Here is a 13,721-nt window from a genome sequence, read left to right as displayed (position 1 = left end):
AGCAATCCTAATCCTCCCCGGCACGGGGAGGTGGCGCCGCGCAGCGGCGACGGAGGGGGGCTTCCTCATGGTATAGCGTCCGGGGAAACCCGGCTGCGCCGGGCAGTTCCCCTCCCCCTGCCGGGGAGGACTTCAGGTCAGGCGGCGAACGCCTCGGCCGATACGACGTAGAGCACCTCGGCGCTCGCCGTCGCCGCGGCCTTGAGGCCGTGGGCCTCGGGGACGATCTGGTCGAGGTAGAAGCGCACCGACGCGCGCTTGACGATCGCGAACTCCTCGTCGCCCGTCGCATGGCGACCTTCGCGTTCCATCAGCCAGCCGCAGACCGCGACCGACGTCATCGTCAGGAACGGATAGCTGGCGGCGAGCTTGTCGTCGGCGTCCGCGGTAGCGAGGCGGCGGGCGATCGCGTCGACCGCGTCGATCAGCGCGACCAGTTCGGGATGCTCGGCCTCGGCGCGCATGTCGCGGACGAGCGCGGCGAAGGCGCCGCCATTGTCGAGCGCCAGCTTGCGGCCGACGAGATCGGCGGCCTGAATGCCGTTGGTGCCTTCGTAGATCGGCGTGATGCGCGCATCGCGGAAATATTGCGCGGCGCCGGTCTCCTCGACATAGCCCATGCCGCCGTGGACCTGGATGCCGAGCGAGGCGACCTCGTTGCCGATATCGGTGCCGTGTGCCTTGGCAAGCGGCGTCACCACTTCGAGCCGGTTCTTCGCCGCACCGTCGCCGAGCCCGGCGCGATCGACCTGCCCCGCGGCATAATAGACGAGCGCGCGCGCCGCCTGCGTCTGCGCCTTCATCCGCAACAGCATGCGGCGGACGTCGGGATGGTCGACGATCCGCACCGCCTCCTTGTTCGGCGAACCCGCACGCGCCGACTGGACGCGTTCGAGCGCATAGCCGACCGCCTTCTGCGTCGCACCCTCGGCGATCTGCACGCCCTGCAGGCCGACGTTGAGCCGCGCGTTGTTCATCATCGTGAACATCGCGCGCATCCCGGCATGTTCGGCGCCGATCAGCTCGCCGACGCAATCGTCATGATCGCCGAAGCTCAGCACGCAGGTCGGCGAGGCGTGCAGCCCCATCTTGTGCTCGATCGAGACGACGCGGACGTCGTTGAAATCGCCCGGCGTGCCCTCGTCGTTCAACCGGAACTTCGGCACGAGGAACAGGCTGATACCGCGCGTGCCGGCGGGCGCATCGGGAGTGCGGGCGAGGACGAGGTGGACGATATTGTCCGCCATGTCGTGGTCGCCGAACGAGATGTAGATCTTGGTGCCCTTGATCGACCATTTGCCGTCGCCGAGCGGTTTCGCCGTGGCGCGGAGCGCGCCGACGTCGCTGCCCGCCTGCGGCTCGGTGAGGTTCATCGTGCCGGTCCAGTCGCCGGTGGCGAGGTGGGGCAGATACAGCGCCTGTTGCTCGGGGCTGCCGTGGTGGATCAGCGCCTCGATCGCGCCGACGGTCAGCGTCGGGCAGAGTGCGAAGCCCATATTGGCCGAGCCGAGCGTGTCGAGCACCGCGGTCTGGATCGCGAAGGGCAGGCCCTGGCCGCCGAAATCCTCGGGCACGCCGATCGTGCCCCAGCCACCCTCGACATACTCCTTATATGCCTTGATGAAACTCGCCGGCATGTGGACGCCGTCGGGCGACCATTTCGCGCCGACCGTGTCGCCCTCGCGATTGAGCGGCGCCCATTCGCCGCTCGCAAACTGACCGACGCCTTCGAGCACCGCGTCGACCACGTCCGGGCTGGCGGCGGCGAAACGCTCGGTCGCGGCGAGTTCGCCGATGCGGACGACATGCTCGAGTACGAAACGCTGGTCGGCCACGGCTGCGGTAAAGGACATCATTCTCTCCTGGGATTGCGCACGATATAGGCCGGACGGATGGCCGATCCAAACCCGCGCATCTTACCCTACGGCATGGCTGCGCTCGCCGAGGCCGCCGCGCGAATCACCCGCGGCGAATGCGTCGCGGTGCCGACCGAGACGGTCTATGGCCTCGCCGCCGATGCCGGCAACGCCGATGCGGTCGCGGGCATCTATGCCGCCAAGGGGCGGCCGAGCTTCAATCCGCTGATCGTCCATGTTGCCGATCTCGCCGCCGCCGAACGGCTTGCGATGTTCGATGACGATGCGCGAATGCTGGCGACGTTGTTCTGGCCGGGGCCGCTGACGCTGGTGCTGCCGCTGCGCGACGGCGCGCCGATCGCGTCGCTGGTCACCGCCGGCCTGACGACGGTGGCGATCCGGGTGCCGCGGCATCGCGCGATGCAGGGGCTGATCGCCGCGGCGGGCCGACCGCTCGCCGCGCCGTCCGCCAATGCGAGCAACGGCATCAGTCCGACGCGTGCGAGCCATGTCGCGGCCAGTCTGGGTACGCAGGTGCCGCTGATCCTCGACGACGGCGCGACCGAGGCGGGGCTCGAATCGACGATTATCGCCGGTCGGACGGTCCTGCGGCCGGGGCCGATCACCGCCGCCGACCTGCCGTTCGCGACGACCCCCTATATAAAGGAGTCTGCGATCACCGCGCCGGGGCAGCTCGCGACCCATTATGCGCCGCGCAAACCGCTGCGGCTGGATGCGGCTGCGGCGCAGCCGGGCGAGTGGCTGATCGGGTTCGGCGCGATAGCGGGGGACGACACGCTGTCGGCGTCCGGCGACCTGCGCGAAGCGGCGGCGCGGCTCTTCGACGCGCTGCATCGCGCCGATGCCAGCGATCGCACCGGCATCGCCGTGGCACCGGTGCCGCTGGACGGGCTGGGCGAGGCGATCAACGATCGGCTGGGCCGCGCGGCGCACCGGTAGGAAGACGGATAGAGGGGCCCAACACGGCCGAAAACCCCGGTGGCGGACCACCGGGGTTCTGGCTTCGCTCGTCCTTGGGGGGCGAGCTTGGTCGGCGCTGATGCCCTTGGGGGCTGGCGCCAGCGCCGGTAAGCGGCTTACTGGAGCAGCTTCAGCACGCCCTGCTGGCTCTGGTTGGCCTGCGAGAGCATCGCGGTCGACGCCTGGCTGAGGATCTGCGCCTTGGCGAGGGCAGTCGTTTCGGCCGAGAAGTCGGCGTCCTCGATCTGGCTCTTCGCCGAAGTGAGATTGGTGACGTTGGTGGTCAGGTTGTTGACCACCGAGGTCAGACGGCTCTGGCCGGCACCGATCGAGGCGCGGGTCGTGTTGACCGACTTCTGCACGGCGTCGATCGTGTCGATCGCGGTCTTGGCGCCCGCCGCCGAGCTGATGTCGATACCGCCGGTGTTGTCGCCGGTGGTCGCCGGGGTGTAATATTTGTCGCCGGCGGCGAGCGTCTTCGACGTGCCGATGTCGGTCGAGGTCAGCGCGGTGGCGCCGCCACCCGTCTTGCCGCCGTAAGCGACGTCTTCGGCGGTGATGACGCGGCTGGTGCCGACCAGCGGACCGGCGGCGACGGTTGCCAGACCGGCAGCGACCGTGGCACCCGCCACACCGCTCACCGACGCCATGTCGAGCTTGCTGATCTTCAGGTCGACCTGATCGGTCGAGCCCGCACCGGCCTGGATCGTCACGGTCTTGTCGTTCGCCGAGTCGAACAGGCTGACGCCGTTGAACTTCGTGCCGGCGATGTTGGTCAGCTGCTTCTGCAGTTCGGCGACTTCGGTCTTCATGTTCGAGCGGTCGTCGGCCTGATAGGTGCCCGACGCCGACTGGACGGCCAGTTCGCGCATCCGCTGCAGGATGTTGGTGACTTCGCCGAGCGCGCCGTCGGCGGTCTGCGCCAGGGCAATGCCGTCGTTCGAGTTGCGGATCGCCTGGTTCATGCCGCGAACCTGCGCACCCATCGAGGTCGAGATGGCGAGGCCGGCCGCGTCGTCCTTGGCCGAGTTGATCCGCTTGCCGGTCGACAGGCGCTCCATGGCGCTCGACAGCTGGGCATTGGCGGTGGTGTTGGCGTTCGCGGAACGCAGCGACGCGATGTTGGTACCGATGACGGTCATGAGATGTCTCCAAAAGCTGCGGCGCTCCCCGCCGCCCCCAGAGCGGAGGGCCGAGCCGCCAAATGAGAGAACGGCCAGTCCCGACGGGGATTTAGGGGAAAAATTCGGCCGCCGCGATTTTGCTCCGCCCTCGCATGCGTACACGCGCGCGTAGACGCGCGAGCGGCACGCGCGCGTCGCGCCCGGAAAAATTTTGCCGGTCAGGAACAAATTTTAATCCGGCATTTACTCTGGAACCCGCATTGGAGAGCTCGTCCTTGGGGGATAGCAATGCGTTCGATTTTCTCTTCCGCTGCGGTGTTGCAGCGTCACTATCCGCTCGTCTCCAGCCTGCGTGCGCAGGGCTTCGGTCTCGGTTCGTACGAGACCGGGCAGCCCGGTGCGGCCGATCTGTTCCTGATCGCCGAGGGCGAGGCGCCGCCGGCGCCGGCACGCTCGGTCATCATCGGCAGCGAAGGCCGCCACGTGCTGCCGTCGCGCAACGGCAATCCGGCACGCATCGCCTTCGGGCCGGCGGATGCCGCGGTCGGCAACGGCTTCGCCCGCGCGCTCGTCGCCGGTGCCGAGATGCCGACCGCCGCCGATCCCGAAAGCCTCGCGCTGCTGGCGCTCGCCGAGCGCGTCGCGCAGGCGGACATCACCGTGCTGATCAACGGCCCGACCGGCACCGGCAAGGAAGTGCTCGCCCGCGCGATCCACAACCAGTCGCCGCGCCGCAACGGCCCGTTCATCGCGATCAATTGCGCCGCTTTGCCCGAGACGATGCTGGAGGCGCTGCTGTTCGGTCACCAGAAGGGCGCGTTCACCGGCGCCTCGTCGGGCGGCGAAGGCTTCTTCCGCGCCGCCGACGGTGGCACCATTCTGCTCGACGAGATCGCCGAGATGCCGCTGCAACTGCAGGCCAAGCTGCTGCGCGTGCTGCAGGAGCGCGAGGTGGTGCCGATCGGCGCCTCGGTGCCGCAGGCGATCGACGTCCGTGTCATCGCCTGCGCCAACCGCGACCTGCAGGGCGAAGTCGCCGCCGGTCGCTTCCGCGCCGATCTCTATTACCGCCTGTCGGTCTTCCCGCTGTCGACCAAGCCGCTCGCCGAGCGTCCGCAGGACATTCCGGCGCTCGCCGCGACGATGATCCTGCGCCATGCCGGCACCCGCGCGGTCGTGCCGTGGCCGACCGCCGAGGCGGTCGAGACGCTGGTCGCCCACGACTGGCCGGGCAACGTCCGCGAACTGGAGAACGTGATCCAGCGCGCGCTGCTGTTCGCCGGCGGCGACACGATCGACGCCAGCCACATCGTGTTCGACCGTCCGGTCAGCTTCACCTTCCACCGCGAACCCGCCCCGGTCACGCAGCTGTTCCCGCAGGCGCCCGCCGCCGCGCCGGCAGCAGCCGCCGCGAGCGAGCCCGCCACCTTGGGCAACGTCGTGCAGATGAGCGAATTCCAGGCGATCCGCGAGACGCTGGCGGCGTGCGGCGGCAGCCGGATCGAGACCGCGCGCCGGCTCGGCATCTCCGAACGCACGCTGCGCTATCGCCTCGCCAAGGCACGCGAACAGGGTAACGACCTGGCCCGTCCGCTCAGCATGGCGGCGTCGGCATGAGCGGCGTGGCCGGAGTCGGCGGCGCGATGAGCGTCGACCGCGTGATGCAGCTGCGCGCGCAGATCCTCGAACGCAACCAGGCGCTGAGCCGCGCCAGCGCGACCGACGGCGCCGCCCCCGCGGGTGCGACGAAGCCGACCAGCTTCGCCGACACGCTGCAGGACGCGCTGAAGGACGTCAACGCCGGCCAGAACAAGGCCTCGGCGCTGTCCGAAAGCTACGAACGCGGTGAGACGGTCGACATCGCCAAGGTCATGCTGGCCCGCCAGCAGGCCTCGGTCGGGTTCGAGGCGACGCTGCAAGTCCGCAACAAATTGCTGTCCGCTTACAAGGACATCATGAGCATGCCGGTGTAATCGATGAGCACTGCCCTCGCCCCCGCCTCGCCCTCGGCGCTGCCCGAGAAGTTCGCCAACCCGCTCTTGCAGATCAAGGGCGTGCTCGCCCAGCCCGCGGTGCGGCGCAGCCTGCCGATGGCGATGCTTGTCGCGCTGATCGGCGCCGCCGCGCTCGCCTGGATGACGTTCGCGACGCCGACGCAGAAGACGCTGTTCACCGGCCTAACCGATGCCGACAAGCAAGCGGTGACCAGCGCGCTGACGCAGGCCAATATCGCTAGCAAGATCGACGAAGGCACCGGCGCACTGACCGTCAACGAGGACCAGTTCAGCAAGGCGCGGATGCTGCTCGCCGGCCAGGGCCTGCCCAAGCAGGCGCCGGGCGGGTACGCGATCCTCGATCAATTGCCGATGGGCGTCAGTCGTGCGGTCGAGGGCGAACGGCTGCGCCAGGCGCGCGAGACCGAACTCGCCCGTTCGATCGAGGATATCGATGCGGTCGCCGAGGCGCGCGTCCATCTCGCAATGCCCGAAGCGTCGGTGTTCGTGCGCGACAATGCCGCGCCATCGGCATCGGTCGTCGTCAAATTGCAGGGCGGACGGGCGCTCAGCCAGGCGCAGGTCCAGTCAATCGTCAACCTCGTCGCCTCGTCGGTGCCGGGGATGAAGCCCGAAAGCGTCACGATCGTCGACCAGATGGGCGCCTTGCTGTCCAAGCCCGGCGCCGGCGGCGTCGACGGCGACAATGACGCGCGGCTGGAGATGCAGCGCAAGACCGAGGACAAGGTGCGTCAGCAGCTCGTCCAGTTGCTCACGCCGCTGGTGGGCGCGGGCAATTTCACCGCCGAGGTGCAGGCCGACATCAACCTCGACCAGACGCAGGCGACCCGCGAAACCTACGACAAGGCCGGCACGCTGCGCGCCGAGACGGGCAATTGGGTCGGCAATCAGGCGAATGGTCCGGCGACGCCCGGCGGCATCCCCGGTGCGCTGTCCAACACGCCGCCGCCCGCCAGCCAGTTGCAGACGCCGCAGCCCGCCAATGGTGCGAGCGGTGCACCCGCCGCGGCGCCGACGCCGGTCGCCGGTGGCCCCGCCCCCAATCCCAACAAGCAGAGCGACAGCTTCCAGCGCGCCTACGACCTCGGCAAGGAAGTGTCGGTGACGCGTCAGGCCCCCGGTTCGGTCAAGCGGCTGTCGGTCGCGGTGCTGCTGCGCGATCCCGACAAGACGCGGCGCACCGCGATGGAGATCGGCCAGATCACCGATCTGGTGAAGAGCGCGGTCGGCTTCGACCAGGCACGCCAGGACCAGGTGACGGTGATCAGCCGCAAGTTCGCCGAAACCTCCGCCGATGCCGATGGCCCGGCCTGGTACGACAATGCCTGGCTGCCGGTGCTCGCCCGCAACGGCACCGCGATCCTGATCGCGCTGCTCGTCCTGCTGCTCGGCGTGCGTCCGCTGGCCAAGGGCCTGATGAAGAAGCGCGAGGATGCGACGCCGGCGCTCGCCGGTCCGGGCGGTGCGCCGGCAGGCGGCGGCGAGACCGACGGCATCACCGTGCACGAGGCGGTCAGCCTCGACCGGCTCGAGGCGTCGCAGACGGTCGACGACCGGATCGGCGCAGTCCGCGGCTTCACCCGCGACAATCCGGCGCGTGCCGCGCTGGCGATCCGCGACATGATCAAGGCCGACGCCAAGTGAGCGCCGTTGCCCCCGCCCGCACCTATACCGGCGTCGAACGCGCCGCAGTGCTGATGATGCTGGTCGGCGAGGACGAGGCCGCGGCCATCCTCCAGAAGCTCGATCCCGAGGAGGTGCGCCAGCTCGGCTCGGCGATGTTCGCGGTCGCCGACGTCTCCGAACAGGAGATGGAGGACGTGCTCGACGATTTCGTCGGCAAGGCGCGCGAGCGCACCGGCGTCACCTTCGAACCGCGCCCGCGGATCGAGGCGGTAATGAACCGCGCGCTCGGCGCCGAGAAGGCGGAGAGCGTCCTCGCCCGCATCACCCCGCCCGAGGCGGCGTGCGAACTCGAATTGCTCGACTGGCTCGACGCCAGCGAGATCGCGCAGATGATCGAGAAGGAGCATCCGCAGATCGCCGCGGTGATGATCGCCAACCTCGATCCCGCGGTCGGTGGCCAGGTGCTCGAACTGCTGCCCGACGCGGTGCAGCCCGATATCCTCCACCGTATCGCACGGCTGGGACCGATCAACGCCGATGCGATCGACACGCTGAAGACGGTGCTCGCCAACCGGCGCGGCGGCAGCGGCGGCGGCTCGGCGAGCGGCCTGTCGCTGGGCGGCACGCGCGAGGCGGCGAAGATCCTGCAGGGCGCGCGCAAGGCGACCGAACAGCGGGTGCTGCCGAAATTGTTCAAGATCGACAAGGACGTCGCCAAGGCTATCGAGGAGGCGATGTTCGTCTTCGACAATCTGCTCGACATGGACGACAAGAATCTCGGCACGCTCATCCGCAACGTCGACGGCGACATCCTGTCGCGCGCGCTCAAGGGTGTCGACGAGACGGCGCGCAACCGCTTCCTCGGCTGCATGTCGGCGCGTGCCGCCGACGGCATCCGCGACGAGATGGAGGCACGCGGGCCGATGAAGCTCGCCGAGGTGCTGGAGGCGCAGAAGGCGATGATCGGCATCGCCCGCAACCTCGCCAAGGACGGCACGATCATGATGGGCGCAGGCGACGACGATTATGTCTGACTTCGTCGCGGGTTTCGCCGCACGCCACGACACCGCCGCGCATCTGTTGCAGGCCGCCTTCGCGCCCCCCGCCGGCTTTTCGCCGCGCGAGATGTGGGCGACGCTGGAACGCACGATGGGCGGCGCTGCCGCCGCCGCGCCGGCGCCCGAACCGCGCAGCGGCCCGCGCCACTTCAGCCCCGCCGACCCCGGCGGCGACAAGCCGACGCGCGGCTGGGACCCGCTCGATACCGAGGCGGAGCCGAGCGGCTTCATCGACCCGGTCGAGACCGCGCACGCCGCCGGCTATGCCGAAGGACTGGCCGCGGCCGCCGCCGCGGCGCGCGCCTCCGGCGACCGCGACCGCGCGCTGCTCACCCAGCTCGCCGCGGCGCTCGCCAACGGCCACCAGCTCGACCGCGACCATATCGCCGGGCAATTGCGCCAGACGGTGCTGCTGCTGGTCAACAAGCTGGTCGGCGAATGCGGCGTCGCGCCCGCGGTGCTCAACGCCCGGATCGAGGCGGCGGCGGAGCTGCTGGCGGAGGCCGGCGAATCCGCGCTGCTGCGGCTCCATCCCGACGACCTGCCGCTGGTCGAGGGATCGCTGCCCAAGACGATCTTCGCCGCCGGCGACGCCTCGCTGACGCGCGGCAGCTTCGTGCTCGAAAGCGCCTCGACGCTGGTCGAGGACGGCCCCGAATTGTGGCTCGGCCAGCTCGCCGAGGCGATCGACCGCGTGCCCGTGCCGACGCTGGAGGAGCGCGGGTGTTGAACCGCTTCACCGCCGATTACCTCGAAACGCTCGCCGCCGCCGACTTCCGCCCGACGCCCAAGGTGTCGGGGCGGCTCTCGTCCTACGACGGGTTGCTGATGGAGGCGGTCGGCCTGTCGCTCCCCGTCGGCACGATCTGCGAGATCGGCGGCCATGGTGACGCCAAGGTCGAGGCGGAGGTGATCGGCTTCCGCAACGGCCGGACGCTGTTGATGAACCTCGGCGGCCCCGCCGCCCTGCTGCCACGCGCGCCGGTGCGCCCGATCGGCGCACCCGGCGAGGCGGAGGTCGGCGCGGCGATGCTCGGCCGGGTCGTCGACGGCGCGGGACGGCCGATCGACGGGCTCGGCCCGATCCGCGGCGCGGGCAAATGGCCGCTCGCCGGCAAGCTGCAATCGCCGCTCGACCGCGGCCGCGTGCTCGAACCGATGGACGTCGGCGTGCGCGCGATCAACGGGCTGCTGACGATCGGCCAGGGCCAGCGCGTCGGCATCATGGCCGGCTCGGGCGTCGGCAAGTCGGTGCTGCTCGGCATGATGGTCCGCGCCGCGCAGGCGGACGTGATCGTCATCGGCCTGATCGGCGAGCGCAGCCGCGAGGTCGCCGACTTCCTCGAGACCAAGGTCGCCGGTGCCGCGCGCCAGCGCTCGGTCGTCGTCGCGGTGCCCGCGAACCATTCGCCGGTGCTGCGCATCCGCGGCGCGCTGCGCGCAACCGCAATCGCCGAAGCCTTCCGCAACGAAGGCAAGAAGGTGCTGCTCATCATGGACAGCCTCACCCGCGTCGCCCACGCCGGCCGCGAGATCGGGCTGGCGCTGGGCGAGCCCGCCTCCGCGCGCGGCTATCCGCCGTCGGCGATCGCGATGCTGCCCAACCTCATCGAACGCGCCGGCACCGACGTGCGCACCGGCGGCTCGATCACCGCGATCTACACCGTGCTCGCCGACGGCGACGACGGCAACGATCCGGTCGTCGATTCGGCGCGCTCGATCCTCGACGGCCATATCGTGCTCAACCGCCATCTCGCCGAGCGCGGCGTCTATCCGGCGATCGACATCGGCCCCTCGGTCAGCCGCGTGATGACCGACATCGCGCATGCCGATCACATCCATGCCGCACGCGTGCTGCGCCGCCATCTCGCGACCTACGAGGAGAATCGCGACCTGGTGCTGATGGGTGCCTATCGCCCCGGCGCCGATCCGGCGATCGACGCGGCGATCGCCGCGCATCCGGCGGTGATGGAATATATCAAACAGGGGTCGGACGAGATCGTCTCGCTGGGCGATGCGATCGGCGAGCTGACCGGCGTGTTCGGTGCCTGACGCCAGGAAACTCGCGCGCATCCATCGCGTGCGCACGCTCCAGCTCGGCTTGACCCGCGCCGACGAGGTGCGCGCGCACGAGAAGTTCGCCAGCGAGGAGCATCTCGCCCGCCGCATCCAGGCGCTCGCCGATGCGGTGTCGCCGACGCCGGACACGCGCGCCAGCGCCGCGGCGATGGGTGCACAGGCGCATTTCCGCGACCGGCTGCACCAATCGTCGGCGGCGGCACAGGCGCGGCTCCAGTCCGCCGAAGCGTTCGTCAACCGCGCCACCGAGGCGACCCGGTCCGCCAAGCGCGACCAGAGCGCGATCGAGAAGCTGCTCGAGCGGGCACGCCGCGCCGCCGCGGTCGCCGAAATGCGTGCGCTGGAGGAAACGCCGCCCGTTTCGCCGCTGAAGGCAAAACGGCACGATCCTTGCTGATCGCAGCGGGACACCCTCTCGACGAGATTGCCCCGATGATCACTCCCGCCACTGCCGTCGCCACGATCGCCCCCGGCCTGCCGGGCAAGGGCGCGTCGCCGGCCGGCGGCGAGATGTTCGCGCTGTCGATGCTGGCGGTGGGCGGAGAGGCGGATGCAGCGGCCCTGCCCGCCATGCCGGCGGCCGCCCCGGTACCGATGACCGGACCGGTGGCGCCGATCGAGACCGGCCGGCAAGGCTTTGCCGCTCCCGGCATGCCGCTGCCGACCGAGGCCGTGCCAGCGCGGGTCGATCCGGCGCTCGCGTGGCTGGCGGCGGTCGACATTCCCGTGCCCGCGCCGCTCGACGTGCCGCCGGCGCTCGCCGCGGTGCCGGGGGCCGAGGTGGCGATGCCCACGCCGCGGCCCGTCCGGCCGGTGGCGAACAACGGCGCATCGGTGATGGTGCTCGCGGCGACCGTACCCGATGCGGCCGTCGCGCCGGCCGATCCGCTGCCGATCGCAACCGCACCGGTCGACTCGCCGGCGGCGCCGGCGACCCCGGATATCCCGGCGCGGCAGCCCGATACGGCCACGCGTCCAGCCGCCAAGACGGTTGAACGTCAGCCGACACCGGCCGCCGCGATGACGGCTGCCGCACCGGCACCCGATAGTGCACCGGTGGTCACGACCGTCCCGGTGATGACATCGGTCGCACCGCAAGCCGGCGACGCTCCACAAGCGGTGCCGGGTGCGGATGCCGACGTCGTTACGCCCGACGCTCCCACGAAGCGCAGCGTCGGCAGGGCCGAAGCGCCGGCGCGGGGCACACGCACCGCCGCACCGCGTCTCGCCGAACCGGTCATGCCGACTCTGCCCGAACCGGACGAGGCCCCCGTATCCGCCAGCAATCAGGGTGACGAGGCCGTCGTCCCGGTGGCAGTCGACACACCGGCCTTGCCGCGACCGGACGCCGTGGTGATCGCCCAGGCCGCACCGGCACCCACACCGCCGCCGACGCCGGTCATCGCGGAACAGCCGCAGCCGGCCCGCCGCGTCGCGCTGGCCACCAAAACGACGGCGACTGCCCCCATGACTCCATCGGCGATGCCGCAGGTCGCCGCACGCGACGCCGCACCGACCCCACAGACGGAAGCGTCCGTCCCTGTCACGGCACTGATGGGCTCGCCCGTACCGGCAGCGCCGGCAGCGGCACCGACGCCCTCCGCGCCGAGTCCGGTGATCGATCAAGCCACAGCGTCACCGTCGCCGGCAAAGCACTCGGACGATGCCCCGCCGGTCTTGACACAGCGCGTTGCAGACACCGCTCAGCCTCCTGCATCCGCGGCGACAGTGACCGGGGCGATGGCGCCGGTCGCAGCGCCGGTGCAGATCGCGCGGTCGCAGCCGGGTGGCGGCGCGACCGTCAGCCCGGCGACGACGCGGGCGCGGCCCGCACAACGTCAGACGACGACACCGGTCCCGCAAAGGGCCTTGGACCCGGCCCCGCCGATCATGACCGTCGATCGTGCTGCGGTCGCGACCGCGCCGGTCACGACCGTCACCGCGCCGCTCTCCTCACCGATCGCATCGACCGCCGCCACCGCCAACGTCCCGCCGCCCTCCACCCTCGCGGCGGCCACGCCGGCAGATGCCACCCCGGTCACCCCCGCCACGCAACCGACGGTCGCTGCGCCGGTGCCCGCGACCCCGACCGCGCCCACCGCAATACCAACCGCGGTCGCGCCCCCCGTCATCGCAGCGGCAGCGCCGGTCGCGGTCGCCGGCGCGCCCGTGATAGCCGGTCCCGCGCCTGCCACCCCGGCACCCCAGCCGCGCGCGTTCGTGCGGGAGGTCGGCGGCACGGTCCGTCAGACGGTCGCGCTGCGCCCGCAGGCGGCGGCGCTGCCGCAACCGCCCGCGGGCACGACCGCGCCGGCCTCGCAGGTGTTCGGCGCCGCGATCCACGCCGCCGCCGGTGCCGACGAGCGCCGCGCCGCCGAGCCGGTCGAGCTGGCGCCGACCGCGGCACCCGCGCTCACGCCGGTCGTCGGTGGCAATGCCGTCGTCGATTCGCAGCCGACGCTCGACCTGCGCCAGAACGGCTGGCCGGCGGCGATGATCGACCATATCGAGACGCTGCGCGATGCGGCCAATGCCACCGACACGCGCATCCGCCTCGTCCCCGATGCGCTCGGCGTGATCGACATCGCAGTGAAGACGGTCGGCGACGCGATCCACGTCCGCTTCGCCGCCGCCGACGCGACGACGCGGACGCTGATCGAGGATGCGCAGCCACGCCTTGCCGCGATCGCCGAGGAACGCGGCCTGCGCATCGGCCAGACCGTGGTCGAGGCGGCGCCGGCCAGCCAGACGAACACGGGTCAGCCGCAGGGCCAGGCGTCCCAAAGCCAGTCGTCCCAAGGCCAGTCCACCGGCCAGTCCGCCGGCCAGAGCGCGAGCGGTCAGCCGCAAGCCAATCAGGCGCAGACCGGCCAGCAGCAGCAGCCGCGCCAGAACCAGACCTCCGCGCGCCAGCCGGCCTCGCCGGCGCGGGCGCCCTCCCCCCACACCGACGCCGCCGCCGACGGCCGCGTCGCCTGACCT

General features: G+C 70.9%; 11 protein-coding genes. 9 read left to right on the top strand and 2 right to left on the bottom strand.

The annotated features are described in order from the left end of the window. Positions 1-137: 137 nt before the first annotated feature. A complete protein-coding gene (locus tag AC07UH_RS02340) occupies positions 138-1,856 on the bottom strand; it encodes an acyl-CoA dehydrogenase family protein (RefSeq protein ID WP_495179474.1) in 1,719 nt (572 codons plus the stop codon). Between the two features lie 36 nt (positions 1,857-1,892). Between AC07UH_RS02340 and AC07UH_RS02335 the strand changes: the two genes are divergently transcribed. Beyond that, a complete protein-coding gene (locus AC07UH_RS02335; protein WP_495179475.1) occupies positions 1,893-2,816 on the top strand; it encodes an L-threonylcarbamoyladenylate synthase in 924 nt (307 codons plus the stop codon). A gap of 137 nt (positions 2,817-2,953) precedes the next feature. Here the strand turns inward: AC07UH_RS02335 and AC07UH_RS02330 are convergent, their stop codons facing one another. Beyond that, the gene (locus tag AC07UH_RS02330) at positions 2,954-3,979 is read right to left on the bottom strand and encodes a flagellin N-terminal helical domain-containing protein (RefSeq protein WP_495179476.1); all 1,026 of its coding nucleotides are present in this window, start codon (positions 3,977-3,979) and stop codon (positions 2,954-2,956) included. A gap of 270 nt (positions 3,980-4,249) precedes the next feature. Here AC07UH_RS02330 and AC07UH_RS02325 point away from each other — a divergent pair, with 270 nt between their 5' ends. The 8 genes from AC07UH_RS02325 to AC07UH_RS02290 are packed head-to-tail and all read left to right on the top strand — an operon-like array spanning position 4,250 to position 13,718. Further along, complete coding sequence (locus AC07UH_RS02325) at positions 4,250-5,578, top strand: sigma-54 interaction domain-containing protein (protein ID WP_495179477.1); 1,329 nt, start codon at positions 4,250-4,252, stop codon at positions 5,576-5,578. After that, complete coding sequence (fliE, locus tag AC07UH_RS02320) at positions 5,575-5,934, top strand: flagellar hook-basal body complex protein FliE (RefSeq protein ID WP_038663991.1); 360 nt, start codon at positions 5,575-5,577, stop codon at positions 5,932-5,934. The genes AC07UH_RS02325 and fliE overlap by 4 nt, the downstream gene beginning before the upstream one ends. 3 nt (positions 5,935-5,937) lie before the next feature. Next, on the top strand, positions 5,938-7,620 hold the full coding sequence (gene fliF / locus AC07UH_RS02315) for a flagellar basal-body MS-ring/collar protein FliF (protein ID WP_495179478.1): 1,683 nt from the start codon (positions 5,938-5,940) through the stop codon (positions 7,618-7,620). Then, positions 7,617-8,636, top strand: coding sequence for a flagellar motor switch protein FliG (gene fliG, locus AC07UH_RS02310; protein WP_495179479.1), 1,020 nt, complete (start codon positions 7,617-7,619; stop codon positions 8,634-8,636). The genes fliF and fliG overlap by 4 nt, the downstream gene beginning before the upstream one ends. Next, complete coding sequence (locus AC07UH_RS02305) at positions 8,629-9,390, top strand: FliH/SctL family protein (RefSeq protein ID WP_038664002.1); 762 nt, start codon at positions 8,629-8,631, stop codon at positions 9,388-9,390. The genes fliG and AC07UH_RS02305 overlap by 8 nt, the downstream gene beginning before the upstream one ends. Next, a complete protein-coding gene (locus tag AC07UH_RS02300) occupies positions 9,384-10,712 on the top strand; it encodes a FliI/YscN family ATPase (RefSeq protein ID WP_038664005.1) in 1,329 nt (442 codons plus the stop codon). Before AC07UH_RS02305 ends, AC07UH_RS02300 begins: the two co-directional genes overlap by 7 nt. Then, on the top strand, positions 10,705-11,136 hold the full coding sequence (locus tag AC07UH_RS02295; protein ID WP_137899281.1) for a hypothetical protein: 432 nt from the start codon (positions 10,705-10,707) through the stop codon (positions 11,134-11,136). The genes AC07UH_RS02300 and AC07UH_RS02295 overlap by 8 nt, the downstream gene beginning before the upstream one ends. A 35-nt stretch (positions 11,137-11,171) precedes the next feature. Beyond that, complete coding sequence (locus AC07UH_RS02290) at positions 11,172-13,718, top strand: flagellar hook-length control protein FliK (protein ID WP_495179480.1); 2,547 nt, start codon at positions 11,172-11,174, stop codon at positions 13,716-13,718. Positions 13,719-13,721: the final 3 nt, after the last annotated feature.

It is taken from the genome of Sphingomonas sp. GW821-FHT04B01 (genome assembly GCF_059420425.1).
The sequence above is the reverse complement of the archived record's forward strand: the minus strand, read 5'-3'. Positions and strand labels throughout refer to the sequence as shown.

Excerpts from the sequence above, each read along its gene's own strand:
- AC07UH_RS02340 (WP_495179474.1), bottom strand. The coding sequence starts at position 1,856 with ATGATGTCCTTTACCGCAGCCGTGGCCGACCAGCGTTTCGTACTCGAG.
- AC07UH_RS02290 (WP_495179480.1), top strand. The coding sequence starts at position 11,172 with ATGATCACTCCCGCCACTGCCGTCGCCACGATCGCCCCCGGCCTGCCG.
- AC07UH_RS02305 (WP_038664002.1), top strand. The coding sequence starts at position 8,629 with ATGTCTGACTTCGTCGCGGGTTTCGCCGCACGCCACGACACCGCCGCG.
- AC07UH_RS02335 (WP_495179475.1), top strand. The coding sequence starts at position 1,893 with ATGGCCGATCCAAACCCGCGCATCTTACCCTACGGCATGGCTGCGCTC.
- fliF (WP_495179478.1), top strand. The coding sequence starts at position 5,938 with ATGAGCACTGCCCTCGCCCCCGCCTCGCCCTCGGCGCTGCCCGAGAAG.
- AC07UH_RS02325 (WP_495179477.1), top strand. The coding sequence starts at position 4,250 with ATGCGTTCGATTTTCTCTTCCGCTGCGGTGTTGCAGCGTCACTATCCG.
- fliE (WP_038663991.1), top strand. The coding sequence starts at position 5,575 with ATGAGCGGCGTGGCCGGAGTCGGCGGCGCGATGAGCGTCGACCGCGTG.
- AC07UH_RS02330 (WP_495179476.1), bottom strand. The coding sequence starts at position 3,979 with ATGACCGTCATCGGTACCAACATCGCGTCGCTGCGTTCCGCGAACGCC.